Source organism: Rhodococcus sp. Ni2 (assembly GCF_021352185.1).
GTDB lineage: Bacteria > Actinomycetota > Actinomycetes > Mycobacteriales > Mycobacteriaceae > Rhodococcus_F > Rhodococcus_F qingshengii.
Map to the genome: position 1 here is coordinate 52,281 of NZ_WOXZ01000001.1, position 16,656 is coordinate 68,936.

Genomic DNA, 16,656 nt, shown 5'->3' on the forward strand with positions numbered 1-16,656 from the left:
GGTGGGCGCAGGTCATTCGATTGCGGCCCGACTTTCGACCGAACGACCGAGCAGTTCGCCAGACCAAGACAACCCAGAAGGTTTCATGAGTGCCGAGAACACCGCCATCGCCCCGCTTGTGAAGGCAGCCCCGCCCGTGAAGGCAGCCCCGCTGGAAACGAGCAGTATCGACCGTAAGCCGAGCGTCGGGAAGATTCTTGCCCTCGGTTCCATGACTGCACTCGGACCCTTCACCATCGACATGTACCTGCCCGCGCTGCCGGATATCGGTGCCGATCTCGGAGTCTCGTCGTCAACGGTTCAGCTGACGATCACCGGAACCCTCATCGGCCTCGCACTCGGACAGCTGTTGGTCGGGCCGCTCTCGGACACTCTCGGCCGCAAGAAGCCGCTGCTCGCCGGGATCGGTGTGCACATCCTGGCTTCGCTGCTGGCGGTCTTCGCACCGAGCATCGCTGTCCTCGGCATCCTGCGGGTTTTCCAGGGCATGGGCGCGGCGGCCGCGGCAGTGGTCACCATGGCGATCGTCCGCGACCTCTACAGCGGTAACACCGTTGCCGTCGTGATGAGCCGGCTGATGCTCGTGCTCGGCGTTGCGCCGATCCTGGCGCCCAGCATCGGTGGCGCCCTCCTCGTCGCCCTCGACTGGCGCGGGATCTTCGTCGTCCTGGCACTGATCGGCGTCGGCACAGCGATGATCGGTGCGTTCGGACTGTCCGAAACATTGCCGAAGGAAAAGCGTCGCCCGAGCGGATTGACGTCGGTTCTCCGTACCTACGGTTCGCTGCTCGGCGACCGCACGTTCATGGTCCTCACGCTCGTCTCCAGCGTCGGCATGGCGTCGTTGTTCGCGTATGTCTCGGGCGCGTCGTTTGTCTATCAAGATCAGTACGGCCTCAATCAACAGGAGTTCGCGCTGCTCTTCAGTGCGGGCGCGATTGCGTTGATCGGCGCTTCGCAGGTCAACGTCCGACTGCTCGATCGGTGGACTCCCCAGCAGATCACCAAGTGGGCCCTCGTGGCTGCCGTTGTCTCCGGGGCCGTCGTCATTGCTGTCGCGGTCCTGGAACTGGGCGGGCTCGCCGGATTCGTGATCGCACTGTGGGTCATGGCCGGTGCCATCGGGTTCGTTCTGCCCAACGCCCCGGCACTGGCGCTCGCTCGTCACGGCGAAGCGGCCGGTACTGCCGCCGCAATGCTCGGTGCATTCCAGTTCGGCGTCGGTGCGGCCATCGCGCCGGCCGTCGGCCTACTGGGAAACACGAGCACAGCCCTGGCCGTCACGATGACGGCGTGTGTGTCGCTCGGTCTGATCGCTCTTCTGGCTACGACCCGAAAGAGTGAATCGGTCTAACCGGCAGCGGAGAACCACTCGCTGTAGAAGGTGGCAAGTCCCAGGACGCACGAGATCGCGACGAAGATCCAGAATCTTGCGATCACGACGGTTTCCGGCCAACCGAGTAACTCGAAGTGATGATGGATCGGGGCCATCTTGAATACGCGTCGACCGGACGATCGGAAGACCAGAACCTGGATGATCACCGACAGGATCTCAGCGACGAACAGGGCGCCGATGATGACCATCAGCAGCTCGGTGTGCGTCGTGACGGACAGGCCGACAACCAGGCCGCCGAGTGCCAAGGAGCCGGTGTCGCCCATGAAGATCTGAGCCGGGGCGGCATTCCACCAGAGGAAGCCGAGGCACGCCCCGCCTGCTGCGGCAGCGACGATCGCTAGATCGAGAGGGTCACGAACGTCGTAGCAACCGGCGGCAGGCTCGAGGACACACGAGTTCCGGTACTGCCAACCGGCGATGACGACGTAGGTCCCCAGGATCATGCCCATCGAACCGGCCGCGAGACCGTCGAGGCCGTCGGTGAAATTGACGGCGTTGGACCAGGCGAACACCAGAATGCAGAAGAAGACCACAAAGCCGATGGCACCCATGGAGAACACCGAGATGTCACGAACATGGGACAGGTACTGGCTTCCGGGAGTGACTCCGTTGTTGTTGGAGAACTGCAGGAACAAAATGCCGAAGATGATGGCACTCGCCAGCTGACCGACGGTCTTCGCTGTCTTGTTGAGCCCGAGATTGCGCTTCTTACGGATCTTGATGAAGTCGTCGAGAAAGCCGACGATTCCCAGTGACGTGGCGAGCGCGAGAACCAGCCAACCGGATGCAGACAGCCGCGGTAGCCGCGAGCCGAATCCGATGATGTGTGCCGCCAGGTAGCCCGCCCACATACCGGCGATGATCGCGATCCCGCCCATCGACGGGGTGCCACGCTTGCCCTGATGACTCTGCGGACCCTCGATCCGAATCTCGTGCCCGAGCCCCTGCCGCGAAAGCACACGAATGAGAAACGGAGTCAGGAAGAGCGCGACGAACAACGAGACGCCACCCGCTACGAGGATTGAAATCACCCGTGGGACTCTACAGACGTAAGCGGCTGCGACACACAATCAGACAAGGCACCCGACCGCTTGCCAGCATGGGATGATCGAACTTATGTCTCCCCCCGCGCCGCTCCCCCTCGACCCCATCGAAGAGGCGCATCGTCAGTGGACGAAGCACGGTTGGAGCGACGTCGCCGACGGTATGGCTGCGGTCACGTCGGTGATGCGTGCGCAGCAGATCATGATGGCGCGGGTCGAAGAGGTACTCAAGCCTCTCGGGCTGACGTTCGCCCGCTACGAACTGCTGACGCTTCTCACCTTCACCAGGTCGGGCGCACTCCCGATGGCCAAGGCAAGTGCCCGACTCCAGGTTCACCCCACCAGCGTCACCAATGCCGTCGACCGTTTGGAGAAAGCGGAGTTGGTCAGGCGGGTCCCGCATCCCAGCGATCGCCGTGCAACGCTCATCGAGATCTCGGACGCCGGTCGCGCACTGGCCCTCGAAGCGACCGAAATGCTCAACAGCAAGGTGTTCGCTCACCCCGGACTCCAGCAGGACAAGCTCGAGCAATTGGTGACGATCCTCACTGAACTTCGCAAGACTGCGGGTGACTTCGACACCGGCGGCGCACCGACCAAGTGGTGAACCGACCACCCGTACACACAAACAAACTGCCCTCACACTCTCGACGAGTGTGAGGGCAGTTTCAGCGCTGTTGAAATTCAGCGGTGCTTGAATTCTGCCGACCGCTTCTCCACGAACGCGGTCATGCCTTCCTTCTGATCCTCCGTCGCGAAGGTCGAGTGGAACACCCGACGCTCGAAGCGGACGCCCTCGGCGAGGGTGGTCTCGAAGGAGCGGTTGACTGCTTCCTTGGCCATCATCGCAATCGGCAGCGACATCTCGGCGATGGTGGTTGCGGTCTTCAAGGCATCGTCGAGCAGATCGGCGGCCGGAACGATCCGGGCAACCAGGCCTGCACGTTCGGCTTCTTCTGCGTCCATGTTGCGGCCGGTGAGGCACAGCTCCATGGCCTTGGCCTTGCCCACGGCGCGCGTAAGGCGCTGCGAGCCACCGATACCCGGAATGACACCGAGCTTGATCTCGGGCTGGCCGAACTTCGCGGTATCCGAAGCGATGATGAAATCGCAGAGCATCGCAAGCTCGCAGCCACCACCGAGCGCGTATCCGGAGACGGCGGCGATCAGCGGCTTACGAGCTGCTGCGACGCGATCCCACGGGGTGAAGAAATCCTCGACGTATGCGTCCATGTACGTCTTGGACTGCATTTCCTTGATGTCGGCACCGGCGGCGAAGGCGCGCTCGGAACCGGTGATCAGGATGGCTCCGATGCCGTTGTCCGCCTCGAGGTCGGCAACCGCGGCGACGACCTCGTTCATCAGCTCGGAGTTCAGCGCGTTGAGAGCCTTCGGGCGGTTGAGCGTGATGACGCCGACGCGACCCTTACGCTCGAGGATGATGGTGTTGAAGCCGGTCACTACTGTCCTTCGGTCGAACGGTCACGGATGTCGTTGATGATGGCAGAGAAGTCCTGACCGCCACCGCCCGCGGCATGGAAGCGACTGTAGAGTTCGGCTGCCTTGAGTCCGATCTCTGCATCGACGCCGTTGTTGCGCAGCGCATTTGCTGCCAGACCCAGGTCCTTGTCCATCAGTGCAACAGCAAAGCCGGGCTGGTAGTCGTTGTTGGCCGGGCTGGTGGGCACAGGTCCCGGAACCGGGCAGTTGGTGGTCAGTGCCCAGCACTGTCCCGAGGCGTTGGACGCCACGTCGAAGAGCGCTTGGTTGCTCAGGCCGAGCTTTTCGCCCAACACGAACGCCTCGCTGATCGCGATCATCGAAATGCCGAGGATCATGTTGTTGCAGATCTTGGCTGCCTGGCCGACACCGGCGTCGCCGCAGTGAACGACCTTGCGGCCCATCACGTCCAGCAACGGTGACGCGGCTTGGAAGTCAGCCTCGGAACCGCCGACCATGAATGCCAGCGTGCCTGCGGTAGCCCCGACGACTCCACCGGAGACCGGAGCGTCGACGCTGCGGTGACCGGCCGCTTCGGCCTTGTCGTGTGCCTCGCGGGCGTCGGCGACGTCGATGGTGGAACAGTCGATGAACAGGGTGCCCGGTGTTGCCACCGGCAGCAGCTCTTCGTACAGACCCAGAACGTGCTTACCGCTCGGCAGCATCGTGATCACGACGTCGGCACCGCGAACGGCGTCGACCGCCGAATCCGCCACCGATGCACCGTCTTTGACTGCCTGCTCCAGCGCCGCAGGTGCCAGGTCGAAACCGACGACCTTGTGTCCGGCCTTGACAAGATTGGCCGCCATCGGGCCACCCATGTGACCGAGTCCGATAAATCCAATGGTGCTCATTAGTGATGCTCCTTCGGCGGTGATCAGTTGCCTTGCGGTTGAGGGGTGAGTCCGAGCTCGTTGTCGCCCAGCGGGGCGAAGTAGGCATCGACGGATTCAGCCGTGACATCTTCGAGGGTTGCCGGCAACCACTTCGGGTTTCGGTCCTTCTCGACTACCTGGGCGCGAATACCCTCGACCAGGTCGTGTGAGGCGAGCGCTGCCGTCGAGACCCGGAACTCCTCGTTGAGGACTTCTTCCAAGCTTGCTGCTTCCTTGGCATGTCGCAGGGATCGCAGGGTCACCGACAGTGCAATCGGAGACTTGCCGAGAATCTGCTCCGCTGCCTTCTCCGCCTCGGGGATTCCACTCGCTCGAAGACGCTCGACGATGGTGGAGACGTCGTCGGCAGAGTACGCGGCGTCGATCCAGCTCTGCTGGGCCAACAGTTCCGACACCGGAGCCGGCTCCGCGTACTGCGCCACGGCGTCGGCAACCGAAGACGACGCGAGTGCGGCGATGAACGTCTCGATGTTCTCCGACGGGATGAAGTGATCCGCGAAGCCTGCTGCGATGGCATCGCCGGCGCTCAGTCGCGCCGTGGTGAGCGCGATGTGCGTTCCGAGTTCACCGGGAGCACGCGAGAGCAGGTAAGTTCCGCCCACGTCAGGGATGAAACCGATTCCGGTCTCGGGCATTCCGATCATCGAGCGCTCGGTCACGATGCGAATGTCGCCGTGTGCGGACACTCCGACGCCGCCGCCCATGACGATCCCGTCCATGATTGCGACGTACGGCTTCGGGTAGTTCGCGATCTCGGAATTGAGGATGTACTCCTCACGCCAGAAATCGAGCGAACCGGTCTTGCCGTCCTTGGCGTCGTGGTAGATCGAGACGATGTCGCCGCCGGCGCACAGACCACGCTCGCCGGCGCCCGTGAGTACGACCGCCTTGACGTCGTCGTCGTACTTCCATTCCGCGAGTGCCTTGGCCATCGCCTTGACCATCGAGTGGTTGAGGGCATTGATCGCCTTGGGCCGGTTGAGGGTGATGAGCCCCAGTCCGTCACGCTTTTCGATCAATACCTCGAGCTCGTCGCTCATACTGCTCCTTGCTTTCCCTGACCTGATGCGACCACGCTGCGCGCGATGACCACCCTCATGATCTCGTTGCTGCCTTCGAGGATCTGATGAACCCGAAGATCGCGGACGATCTTCTCGATCCCGTACTCAGCAAGATAGCCGTACCCGCCGTGAAGCTGGAGAGCCTTGTTGGCTACGTCGAACCCGGTGTCGGTGGCAAAGCGCTTGGCCATCGCACACAACTCCACGACGTCGGACGCTCCGTCTTCGAGTGCGGCAGCGGCGCGCCACAGCAACGTCCTGGCCGCTTCGAGTTCGGTACGCATGTCGGCGAGCTGGAACTGCAGGGCCTGCGACTCGATCAGTGCCGAACCGAAAGCTTTGCGGTCCACCAGATATTCGACTGCCTTCTCCAGCGCTGCCTGGGCCCCACCAACCGAACAGGCGGCGATGTTCAGCCGGCCGCCGTTGAGACCTTTCATGGCGATGCGGAATCCGCTGCCCTCTTCACCGAGCATGTTGGCGGCAGGAACTCGCACGTCTTCGAAGATCACCTGACGGGTGGGCTGCGCGTTCCAGCCCATCTTGACCTCGTTGGCACCGAAGGACAGTCCGGGCGAATCCTTGGGCACGATGAACGCCGAGATCCCCTTGGCGCCGGCAGATCCGGTGCGCGCCATCACGACGTACACGTCGGAAGTGCCTGCGCCGGAGATGAACTGCTTGACGCCGTTGAGGATGTAGTCGTCACCGTCGCGAACGGCCTTGGTGCTCAGGCCCGCAGCATCGGAGCCAGCGCCGGGTTCGGTGAGGCAGTAGCTGCCCAGTTGATCCATCGAGCAGAGTCCGGGAACCCACTTGTGGCGCTGTTCGTCGTTGCCGAACTGGTCGATCATCCACGTGACCATGTTGTGGATGGAGATGTACGCGGCGATCGACGGATCGCCCTTGGCCAGCTCTTCGAAGATCCGGGCAGCGTCGACGCGGCTCAGCTCACTGCCGCCCACGTCTTCACGAATGTAGATACCGCCCATTCCCAGGGACGCCGCCTTACGGAGGACGTCCACCGGGAAATGCTTGGTCTGATCCCACTCCACTGCGTTGGGCGCCAGATGCTCGGCCGCGAAGTCGCGGGCAGTGTCACGAATCGCCCGCTCGTCATCGGTCAGAGTAAACATGGAAAGTGTTCCGATCAGTTCATCGTGGGGATGACGAAGTGGTTGGTCTCTTCCTTCTTGCCGGAAGGCCAGCGCTGCGTCACGGTCTTGGTCTTGGTGTAAAAGCGGAAGGAGTCGGGACCGTGCTGGTTCAGGTCACCGAATCCGGAGCGCTTCCAGCCACCGAAGGTGTGGTACGCGATCGGGACCGGGATCGGCACGTTCACGCCGACCATGCCGACGTTGACGCGAGCGGTGAAGTCACGCGCGGTGTCGCCGTCGCGGGTGAAGATGGAGACGCCGTTGCCGTACTCGTGTTCGGTCGGAAGACGCAGTGCCTCTTCGTAATCGGCAGCGCGGACCACCTGAAGGACGGGTCCGAAGATCTCTTCCTTGTAGATGCGCATGTCCGAGGTGACGTTATCGAACAGGGTTGCGCCGGCGAAGAATCCACCTTCGTGGCCTTCGAGGGTGAAGCCGCGGCCGTCGACGACTGCCGTTGCGCCCTCGTCGATGCCGATCTGCACGTAGTTGTTGACGCGGTCGAGGGCATCCTGGCAAACGAGCGGTCCGAAATCGACGCCTTCGTCGTCACTGCGACCGATCTTGAGCTTCGCGACGCGCTCCTTCAGCTTCGCGACAAGAGCGTCCGCGGTCTCCTCGCCGACGGGAACGGCAACCGAGATGGCCATGCAACGCTCGCCGGCGCTGCCGTAGCCTGCACCGATCAGGGCGTCGGCAACCTCGTCGAGGTCCGCGTCCGGCATGACGATCGCATGGTTCTTGGCGCCACCGAAGCACTGTGCGCGCTTGCCGTGAGCTGCGGCCGTCTCGTAGATGTACTGAGCGATCGGCGTGGAGCCGACGAAGCCGACAGCCTTGATTCGGTCGTCGGTGAGCAGAACGTCGACAACTTCCTTGTCACCGTTGACCACGTTGAACACACCCGCGGGCAGTCCCGCCTCGAGGAACAGTTCAGCCAGGCGCAGCGGGACGGAGGGGTCGCGCTCGGAGGGCTTAAGGATGAAGGCGTTACCGGCGGCGAGGGCGGGGCCGGCCTTCCACAGCGGGATCATCGCGGGGAAGTTGAAGGGCGTGATGCCTGCAACGACGCCGAGCGGCTGGCGCATGGAGTACACGTCGATGCCGGTGCCGGCACTCTCGGTGAATTCGCCCTTGAGCAGGTGCGGAGCGCCGACGGCGAACTCGATGACCTCGAGGCCACGCTGGATGTCGCCCTTGGCGTCGGCGACGGTCTTGCCGTGCTCGGACGAGAGGAGGCGGGCCAGAGAATCCATCTCGGCCTGGGCGAGCTGCAGGAACTTCATCAGCACGCGGGCACGCTTCTGCGGGTTGAACGCTGCCCACACCTGCTGCGCCTCTTCGGCATTGGCGATGATGGCTTCGGTCTCGGCCTTGCTCGCGAGGGGAACGCGGGCCTGCACCTTGCCGGTGTTGGGATCGAACACGTCCGCAAATCGATCAGATGTCCCGGGAACACGCTTGCCACCGACGAAGTGCGTCAACTCGTGAACCGTCGCATTTTCAACCATTGTGCTAACCCGTTCCTTGCTCGTATGGACCGCCCAGGAGGCAGCAGTGAATATGTCTACCATCCTATAGTTGGATGTCCATGTATGTCTAGAGCCCAAGGGCTGTGCGCCTTTATTAACCGCGGGGGGTTAATAAAGGCGCACAGCGCGGAGCGCGGCTGCCGCTTCCTGCGCGACTACTGCATCGGTGACGTCGTATCCGTCCGATCCCCCACCAGGTCCGCCGGAAACTGCGACAACCTTGCGCGCCGAGAGATGCACCGCATCGACGCCGACGGCGGCGATTGCCGGGATGTCGTCGACGGTTATTCCGCCACCGGCCATGATCTGGATCCGGCCCGCGGCATGTTCGACCATTCGACCGATCTCGTCGAGTCCCTCATTGCAAGTGTCCGCACCCCCGGACGTCAGCACGCGGGTCACGCCCAGGTCGATCAGTTCGTCCAGCGCGGTCAGACGGTCGGTCACCACGTCCATCGCACGATGTACTGTCACCTCGACTCTCGCCCGGTCCACGCATCCGATGATGCGGCGCAGCACGACGGTGTCGATCGAATTGTCTTCTGTCAGCGCGCCGATCACGATGCCGGAAGCTCCACCGGCCACAGCAGCATGTACGTCGTGCTCCATCACCCACACTTCGTCGGGTGAGAACACAAAACCTCCGGCGCGCGGACGGATCAGCGGGTGAACCGCGATCCCCACTTCCGACACAGCCTCGATCACTCCGATGCTGGGCGTCAATCCCCCCGTCGGGCCGAGTGCCGCACACAACTCGACTCGAGTCGCTCCCACCGAACGCGCGATCCTCGCCCCCCGCACGTCCTGCACAGCCAGCTCCAGAACCGTCATGTCAGAAGGACTGCCACGACGGCTTGTGTTCGAGCGCATACCGGTAGTAGTCGGCAAGTTTGAGTGAACTGGCCGCAGCTTCGTCGATGACGACGGTGACATGGCGATGCAATTGCATCACCGAAGCCGGGCAGAAGGCAGACAACGGACCTTCGACGGCAGCGGCGATCGCGTCAGCCTTGCCTTCTCCGGTCGCGATCATCACCAGATGCCTTGCATCGCTGATGGTTCCGAGCCCCTGGGTGAGCACGTGATGTGGGACGTCGTCCACACCGTCGAAGAAGCGTGCGTTGTCGATCCGGGTCTGCTCGGTCAGCGTCTTCACGCGGGTTCTCGAGGTCAACGACGATCCGGGCTCGTTGAAGCCGATGTGGCCGTCGGTACCGATGCCGAGCAACTGCACGTCCACTCCCCCGGCCGCCGCGATGCTCTGGTCGTACCGGGCGATCTCCTGCTCCGGGCACGGCGCTTCACCGTTGGGACTGGACACCATCGCGGGATCCAGGTTGACGTGATCGACGAACTCCGACCGAATCACCGAGTAGTACGACTGCGGATGGCGTTTCGGCAATCCCAGGTACTCGTCGAGCAGGAATGCCCGAGCCAGCGAGAAGTCGAGTTCGGCGTCGCGATGCCTCGCTGCCAGTTCACGATAGGTTCCGATCGGCGACGACCCCGTTGCGAGACCGAGCGTCGTCGCCCCGGCTCTGACGTAGCCTTCGACGATGTCCGCGACGGTCGAGTCGACCTCCGCGGGTGTCGGCTGAATTACGATTTCCATGATTTTTCCTTTCCGGCGACTTTTCCGCCGAGTAGTACACGCCCCAGGCGCAAGTGACGATCGGTGATCAGGATGTCGGCTCGGCAGCCCACGGCTAGCGATCCGATCAGGTCGCCAAGTCCCAGCAGACGCGCTGGGCTCCGAGTTGCCGCTGCCACAGCGTCTTCCAGCGCGACGCCGCCGTCGAAGACAGTGCTGCGAAGCACGTCGAGCAATCTTGCAGTCCCTCCGGCGATGGCACCGGAACTGCCGTCGGTGGTCGCGAGTCTTGCCACTCCGTCGGCAACCGTGACGTCGAGCGCACCGAGTTGGTAGTCGCCGTCGTCCATTCCCGCCGCGGCCATCGAATCACTGACCAAGGCGATCTGGTCCGGTCCGACAGCGTCGAAGACCATCGACACGGTCTCGGGCGCAAGATGCACACCGTCTGCGATCAGTTCCACCACCATCTCGCCTCTCGCGGCAGCCGCCAGGCACGCCGCGACGGGACCCGGAGATCGATGGTGCAGGGGCGGCATCCCGTTGAAGAGGTGGGTCGCGCTGATCTGTCCGGCCCAATCCCCCTGCACCGCAGCATCGATCCGCGCCGACGTCGTTGCCGCGTCGGCATCGGTGTGACCGAAACTCGGCACGATGTTGCGATGACGCATGATCGCGAGCAACTCTTCGAAATTCTCGGTCTCGGGCGCCAAGGTCATGGACCGCACGGTCCCACGCGCGGCGTCACACACGGCTTCGAGCAGATCCGGATCACCGGGAATGATCGCCGCCGGATCCTGGGCACCGCAGCGGACGCCGTTGATGAACGGCCCCTCGAGGTGGATACCCAGAAGTTCTCCGCGTTCGACCAGATCGGCGAGCATCGTTGCTTGTCGCACCAGATCTGCGCGCGGTGCGGAGACCAGGCTGGCCAGCATTCCGGTCGTGCCGTGCTCACAATGATGCGCCGCCGCGCGGCTCGCTCCATCGGCGTCGGTGTTCGGGAAACCAGCACCCGCGGCGCCGTGGCTGTGGACATCGATCAGGCCGGGCATGATCACCGCGTCGGTGCGTTCCGGAATGACGACGACGGGTGTGGACGCCACATAGTCCGCAGCCGAGCCGACCCAACTGATCTTTTCGCCGTCCACGACGACGACTCCGTCGTGAATCTTCCCGGCCGGAGATCCGATCACAGTTCCCCGCAATACGATCGGATCGCCGACAGTAGCCGAGCCTGATGTACTCATGCCGACTCGCGAATCCGCGCGACGGCCGCTCTACCCTCGATCGGGTTTCGCGCGCCCCGCGCCGCCGCGGCCATGTCCTTGCACACCGCCAGATCGAGAGAGACCAGTTGCGCGCGAACTGCGCCCAATGCCGGGACCGACATCGACAGACTCGTCACGCCCAAACCGACCAGAACCGGAGCCAACAGCGGGTCCGACGCGGATTCTCCGCACACACCAACAGGTTTTCCGGCATCGGCGCCCGCCTGACCGACCATCGCGATCAGATCGAGGACCGCCGGCTGCCACGGATCGAGCAGTTGCGCCAGGCCTCCGGCCATACGATCCACGGCGCAGGTGTACTGGCTCAGATCATTGGTACCGATACTGACAAAATCGAGGTGCTCGAGGATATCCTTCGCCCGCAACGCTGCAGCTGGAACCTCGATCATTGCTCCGACCTTGCCGATCCCCCGCGAACGCGCAAGTTCTGCAAAGTCTTTCGCCTCGTCGGCCGTAGCTACCATCGGCGCCATGACCCACAGATCGGCACCCGTCGCATTGCCGGCCGCCGCGAGGGCGTCGAGCTGGCTGATGAGGGTGTCGGGATAAACCGTGCCGACACGGAGCCCGCGGATACCAAGGGCCGGATTCTCCTCGACCCCGAGATCGAGAAACGGCAACGGCTTGTCCGAACCCGAATCGAGAGTGCGGACCACCACCTTCTGTCCGGCGAAGTGCCCGAGCACCGACGCGTACGTCTGTGCTTGCTCCTCCACCGACGGTGCGTCGTGACGCCCGAGATACGAGAATTCGGTACGGAACAGTCCGACGCCCTCGCAATCCGCCGCTCCGGCCCGCGCCGCGTCCTCGAGGGTTCCGATGTTGGCCGACAACCTCACCGCGAACCCGTCACGCGTGCGTCCTGGACCCTGTGCCGAAGCCGACTGCTCTGCCACGAACGATGCTTCGAGGACTGCGCGCTCGCGCGTTTCTGCCGAGGGATCGATGGTGACCGTCCCGGTGGTGCCGTCGAGGATGAGAAGTTTCCCCTCCGCCAGCAGATCGGTTCCCGAGCAGTTGACCACGGCCGGGATTCCGAGCGACTTCGCCAAGATAGCCGTATGGCTGGTCGGACCTCCTTCGGCAGTCAACAATCCGACCACGTCACTGCTGCCCAGCGTCGCCGTATCCGCCGGAGCGAGGTCGCGCGCCACCAGTATGTACGGGTAACCGGGAGTGGGGATTCCGGGCATCGGCTCCCCTCGAAGAACGGCCACGGCTCGCTGCCCGAGATCGCGCAGATCGGTTGCCCGTTCGGCCATGTACCCGCCGAGCGCCGTGAGCTTTTCACAGAAGGCGTCGAAGGCGACTGCGACGGCGTGTGCGGTCGGCAGCCCCGATTCCAGGTTCGCCTTGGCCGCCTTCACGATGCCCGCGTCGCGCGCCATCGCAGCCGACGTCGTCAGGATCTCCGCGGAGACGCCCTCGACTGTCTTTGCACGCGAGAGCAGTTCCTCCGCGACGGCGTTCAGTGCCTCACGGATCCTGATCAGCTCCGCCTCGGGACTGCCTGTGATCGGGTCCGACGCCGAGGTCGGCTCAGGCGTGGAGAATCGCAACCACGGCGCGCAGACCGAACCCGCGCTCACTCCGATACCCGCGATGCGGTGGTCCACACTCGCCGTCATCAAGCTTCGTCCAGTTCGGATGCGAGAAGCTCTGCGAGCGAACCGACCGCAGCGTCGGCGCCGTCACCGTCAGCACGCAAGGTCACCGAATCCCCGAATGCTGCACCGAGAGTCATGACAGACAACATGCTGGAGGCATCGACGGGTTCGCCGTCGCCGAGCGCGATGGTGACGTCTACCGGTAGATCGGCTGCGGCGCGCGCGAAGAGCGCTGCGGGTCGTGCGTGGAGTCCGACGCGGGATCCGATTGTCGTGGTTGCGATCGCCATGTTCAGCGTCCTTCCAGTTCCTTGTCGAGCTTGTTTTCCAGTTCGGCGACGAGCGGGGCGTCGGTGCGGCTGTCACCTTCGGCAGCCAGTGCCAGTTCGGCCTCGAGCAGCGCTGGGTCGGGCTCACCTGCGGCCACCTCGACCTCTTCTTCTCGTCCTGGCGTGCGCAGATTCCACTTCTTGATGACGAAGCTGAAAAGGAAGTAGTAGATCACGGCGTAGCCGAGTCCGATCGGGATCAACATCCATGCGTTGGTTGCCTTGCCGAAGTTCAACACGTAGTCGAAGAAGCCTGCGGAGAACGTGAATCCGTCGTGAATCCCGAGCGCATTGACCAAGGCCATCGACGTTCCGGTCAGGAGCGAGTGGATGACGTACAGGGGCCACGCGACGAACATGAAGGAGAATTCGAGCGGCTCGGTGATACCGGTGAGGAATGCGGTCAGGCCGGTGGAGAGCATGATGCCGCCGACGAGCTTCTTCTGAGAAGGCTTGGCGTTGCGCCAGATTGCGAAGGCTGCAGCGGGGAGGGCGAACATCATGATCGGGAAGAAGCCGGTCATGAACGTACCAGCGGAGGGGTCGCCGGCGAAGAACCGGTTGAGGTCACCGCGAACGATCTGACCGCTCGCGTCCTGGTAGTCGCCGATCAGGAACCACACGGCGGAGTTCAAGATGTGGTGCAGGCCCGTGGGGATCAGGAGGCGGTTCGCTGCGCCGTAAATGCCGCCGCCCACAACGGTATTGGAAGCAACTGCTTCACCGACCCAGTTGAGGCCGGAGTTGAACAAGGGGTACACGAATGCCATCAGGACACCGACCACAAGACCGGTGATCGCTGTCAGGATGGGAACGAGCCTGCGCCCGTTGAAGAACCCGAGATAATCGGGAAGCTTCGTTCGATAGAACCGCTGCCACAAGATCGCCGACAGCAAGCCCATCACGATACCGGCGAGCACACCGTAGTTGATCAGGGATTGATCCCCGTTCGGGTCCGTCTTCCCTTCGAGGACGATCGGCGACATCGCCTTGAACACGCCGTCGATCACCATGTAGCCGACGACGGCTGCCAAGGCAGTCGATCCGTCGGCCTTCTTGGCCCAGCCGATCGCGATACCGACGGCGAAGATCAGCGGCAGCCACGTGAAGACTGCTTGTCCTGCCGCAGAGATCACTGCAGCAGCACTGTGCATCGAACTGAATCGCCCGAGCAGGTCGTCCTGGCCGAGGCGGAGCAAGATTCCCGCAGCCGGCAGAACGGCGATCGGAAGCATCAAGCTTCGGCCGAGGCGTTGAACCCCGGCGAACACTTTCGATTCCTTCTTCGGGGTGTCTTCGAGAGTCATCAAGGACCTTCTTCGTTCGCCGGGCCGCGTCGCGATCGGCCGCTGGTTCTGGAAATTCGGGTGTCGTACACGTGCAGGTTTCGTGAAAATGCAGGTCACGGTTCTTGCTCGGAAGTGAGGCCGAAACCGTTTTGTCGAAACTGTTGTGGAGCCGGACTTCCAACGGGTACTGTCCGGTCATAACCAGTTGTAGTTTTACCTGGTGGAGGCGAGTTGTCAACACCCAAATGTGACATACGTAACCGGGATAGCCTTGACCAGCAACTAGTCAGCCCACCTGTACGACCGTTCAACGATCACGACCAACCCGACAATCAGGAGCAGCAAATGTCGAAAGCGGAAGCAATCATCAAGGGCCTCGGCGGCGCCGAGAACATCGTCGAGATCGAGGCTTGCATCACCCGCCTGCGTACCGAGGTCAAGGACGGAGCGAAGGTGAACGAGTCCGCTCTCAAGGCTGCCGGCGCACACGGCGTGCTCAAAGCCGGAACGGTTGTCCAGGTCATCGTCGGGCCCGAGGCCGACACCCTTGCCGAGGACATCGAGGACATCCTGTGACGGTCGTCCTCGCCCCGCTGCCCGGTCGGGTCGTCGCACTCGCGGACGTCCCGGACCCGGTGTTCGCTCAGCAGATGGTCGGCTCGGGCGTCGCGATCGAACCCGCCCGCGGTCAAGGCCCGCTCACGGTCGTGGCGCCGATCAGCGGAAAGATCCTGAAACTGCACCCCCACGCGTTTGTGATCTTCGGCGAGAAGGCCACCGGCGTGCTGGTCCATATCGGCATCGACACGGTCAAGCTGGAAGGCGACGGATTCACGCTCATCGCCGCCGAGGGTGACACCGTCGATGCGGGTGATCCCATTGTCAGCTTCGATCCAGCGCACATCGACACGACCGGCTACTCGGCGATCTGCCCGGTTGTCGTAATGGATTCCAAACCGGACACCGTCGAATCCCCTTCCGTCGGTAGGGACGTCACCACTGGCGACACTCTGTTCGACTGGTCGGCGTAGCGCAAAGGGCGAGCACACCGGAAGGTGTGCTCGCCCTTTCGCTTCGAACGATGACTATTGGTCGCCGCGCGTTTTGGGCCGCGCTTGGCCCTGGACTTCCATCTGCAACTGGTAGCGGTCGGATCGGTACCAACTGCGAGTGTGCTCGACCGGTGCGATCTCGCTGAACGACACTCGATCGAAGTACAGAACCGGAGCGCCTTTACGAGTGCCCAGGAGAGTCGCGATCTCCGTACTGGCACCATCTGCACTGACTGTCTGCTCTGCCCGATCGATCGGCTTGTCGTACTTGTCGGCGGTTGCCCGATAGATCGAACCCGTCAAGTCCATGTCGAGTAAACCCGGCAACAGTTCGGGATTGAACCAGCCGTCGTCCACGCTCACCGGCTCGCCGTCGGCAAGGCGCAAGCGCTTGACGTGGTAACCGTCGGAACCCGGTCGCATATTCAGTGCGGCAGCAGTGTTTTCGGGGACCGGCCCCTGTTCGCTGACCAGGACCACCGTCGTGGGGTGATGCCCCTGGGCGCGCATTTCCTCGGTGAAGGATGCAAGGTGCAGCTTGGATTGGACAGCACGGTGCGCAACGAAGGTTCCCTTGCCACGCACGCGAACGAGGTGTCCGTCATTGACCAGTTGCCCGATTGCCTCGCGAACCGTGATCCGACTGACGCCGTAGTCCTGCATCAGGTTTCGCTCGCTGGTCATCAAGTCGCCAGGCTGGAGCTCTTGGGTGCACTTGCGCAGGAGAATGGTGCGCAACTGCTCGTGTTTGGGTATTGCGCTGTCGCGCAAATGAACGGGCATCACAGCGACTGTCCCTCCGAGAAATGAATAGTCGTCTATTCGCCGACGACAACGACCTGAAATCGCAGGCAGGTCCCGACCGGACCGGTCCAATTAACGATACTGGAATTTACGACAGGAAACTAGCA

17 protein-coding genes are annotated in these 16,656 nt (G+C 63.1%); 4 read left to right on the forward strand and 13 right to left on the reverse strand.

Translation table 11 applies throughout. From position 1 onward, the window contains the following. Positions 1 to 85 precede the first annotated feature (85 nt). Positions 86 to 1,354 (forward strand): multidrug effflux MFS transporter, encoded by a 1,269-nt coding sequence (locus GN300_RS00240; RefSeq protein WP_042445586.1) that lies wholly within the window; start codon positions 86 to 88, stop codon positions 1,352 to 1,354. Here GN300_RS00240 and mraY read toward each other — a convergent pair. Continuing rightward, complete coding sequence (gene mraY / locus GN300_RS00245; RefSeq protein ID WP_003941316.1) at positions 1,351 to 2,427, reverse strand: phospho-N-acetylmuramoyl-pentapeptide-transferase; 1,077 nt, start codon at positions 2,425 to 2,427, stop codon at positions 1,351 to 1,353. The two genes, GN300_RS00240 and mraY, sit on opposite strands and share 4 nt — an antisense overlap. Before the next feature lie 85 nt (positions 2,428 to 2,512). Here mraY and GN300_RS00250 point away from each other — a divergent pair, with 85 nt between their 5' ends. Next, positions 2,513 to 3,046 (forward strand): MarR family winged helix-turn-helix transcriptional regulator, encoded by a 534-nt coding sequence (locus GN300_RS00250; RefSeq protein ID WP_020970065.1) that lies wholly within the window; start codon positions 2,513 to 2,515, stop codon positions 3,044 to 3,046. A gap of 77 nt (positions 3,047 to 3,123) precedes the next feature. On the opposite strand, the gene GN300_RS00255 is transcribed toward GN300_RS00250, so the two are convergent. The 11 genes from GN300_RS00255 to GN300_RS00305 all read right to left on the reverse strand — a co-directional run bounded on the left by GN300_RS00255 (position 3,124) and on the right by GN300_RS00305 (position 14,711). Further along, on the reverse strand, positions 3,124 to 3,900 hold the full coding sequence (locus GN300_RS00255; protein ID WP_063316885.1) for an enoyl-CoA hydratase: 777 nt from the start codon (positions 3,898 to 3,900) through the stop codon (positions 3,124 to 3,126). Continuing rightward, positions 3,900 to 4,793, reverse strand: a complete 894-nt coding sequence (gene mmsB, locus GN300_RS00260) for a 3-hydroxyisobutyrate dehydrogenase (RefSeq protein ID WP_003941308.1) — start codon at positions 4,791 to 4,793, stop codon at positions 3,900 to 3,902. The genes GN300_RS00255 and mmsB overlap by 1 nt, the downstream gene beginning before the upstream one ends. 23 nt (positions 4,794 to 4,816) lie before the next feature. Then, on the reverse strand, positions 4,817 to 5,875 hold the full coding sequence (locus GN300_RS00265) for an enoyl-CoA hydratase/isomerase family protein (RefSeq protein WP_007726146.1): 1,059 nt from the start codon (positions 5,873 to 5,875) through the stop codon (positions 4,817 to 4,819). Then, on the reverse strand, positions 5,872 to 7,032 hold the full coding sequence (locus tag GN300_RS00270; protein WP_063316886.1) for an isobutyryl-CoA dehydrogenase: 1,161 nt from the start codon (positions 7,030 to 7,032) through the stop codon (positions 5,872 to 5,874). The genes GN300_RS00265 and GN300_RS00270 overlap by 4 nt, the downstream gene beginning before the upstream one ends. Positions 7,033 to 7,046: 14 nt before the next feature. Next, positions 7,047 to 8,564 (reverse strand): CoA-acylating methylmalonate-semialdehyde dehydrogenase, encoded by a 1,518-nt coding sequence (locus GN300_RS00275; RefSeq protein ID WP_003941275.1) that lies wholly within the window; start codon positions 8,562 to 8,564, stop codon positions 7,047 to 7,049. Between the two features lie 129 nt (positions 8,565 to 8,693). Further along, a complete protein-coding gene (locus tag GN300_RS00280; protein WP_050655248.1) occupies positions 8,694 to 9,416 on the reverse strand; it encodes a copper homeostasis protein CutC in 723 nt (240 codons plus the stop codon). A gap of 1 nt (position 9,417) precedes the next feature. Next, positions 9,418 to 10,197: a glucosamine-6-phosphate deaminase gene (gene nagB / locus GN300_RS00285; protein ID WP_007726140.1), complete on the reverse strand. Its 780-nt coding sequence runs from the start codon at positions 10,195 to 10,197 to the stop codon at positions 9,418 to 9,420. Next, on the reverse strand, positions 10,185 to 11,426 hold the full coding sequence (locus GN300_RS00290) for an N-acetylglucosamine-6-phosphate deacetylase (RefSeq protein WP_080712786.1): 1,242 nt from the start codon (positions 11,424 to 11,426) through the stop codon (positions 10,185 to 10,187). The genes nagB and GN300_RS00290 overlap by 13 nt, the downstream gene beginning before the upstream one ends. Continuing rightward, the gene (gene ptsP, locus GN300_RS00295; RefSeq protein WP_063316887.1) at positions 11,423 to 13,096 is read right to left on the reverse strand and encodes a phosphoenolpyruvate--protein phosphotransferase; all 1,674 of its coding nucleotides are present in this window, start codon (positions 13,094 to 13,096) and stop codon (positions 11,423 to 11,425) included. The genes GN300_RS00290 and ptsP overlap by 4 nt, the downstream gene beginning before the upstream one ends. Then, on the reverse strand, positions 13,096 to 13,365 hold the full coding sequence (locus GN300_RS00300; RefSeq protein WP_003941322.1) for an HPr family phosphocarrier protein: 270 nt from the start codon (positions 13,363 to 13,365) through the stop codon (positions 13,096 to 13,098). Before GN300_RS00300 ends, ptsP begins: the two co-directional genes overlap by 1 nt. Before the next feature lie 2 nt (positions 13,366 to 13,367). Next, the gene (locus tag GN300_RS00305) at positions 13,368 to 14,711 is read right to left on the reverse strand and encodes a PTS transporter subunit EIIC (RefSeq protein ID WP_003941307.1); all 1,344 of its coding nucleotides are present in this window, start codon (positions 14,709 to 14,711) and stop codon (positions 13,368 to 13,370) included. 327 nt (positions 14,712 to 15,038) lie between these two features. Here GN300_RS00305 and GN300_RS00310 point away from each other — a divergent pair, with 327 nt between their 5' ends. Further along, on the forward strand, positions 15,039 to 15,269 hold the full coding sequence (locus GN300_RS00310; protein ID WP_003941324.1) for a glucose PTS transporter subunit EIIB: 231 nt from the start codon (positions 15,039 to 15,041) through the stop codon (positions 15,267 to 15,269). After that, positions 15,266 to 15,724 carry a PTS glucose transporter subunit IIA gene (locus GN300_RS00315; RefSeq protein WP_063316888.1) on the forward strand — a complete coding sequence of 153 codons (459 nt, stop codon included), beginning with the start codon at positions 15,266 to 15,268 and terminating at the stop codon, positions 15,722 to 15,724. Before GN300_RS00310 ends, GN300_RS00315 begins: the two co-directional genes overlap by 4 nt. Positions 15,725 to 15,778: 54 nt before the next feature. On the opposite strand, the gene GN300_RS00320 is transcribed toward GN300_RS00315, so the two are convergent. Then, positions 15,779 to 16,528 carry a GntR family transcriptional regulator gene (locus GN300_RS00320; protein ID WP_007726130.1) on the reverse strand — a complete coding sequence of 250 codons (750 nt, stop codon included), beginning with the start codon at positions 16,526 to 16,528 and terminating at the stop codon, positions 15,779 to 15,781. Between the last annotated feature and the right edge of the window lie 128 nt (positions 16,529 to 16,656).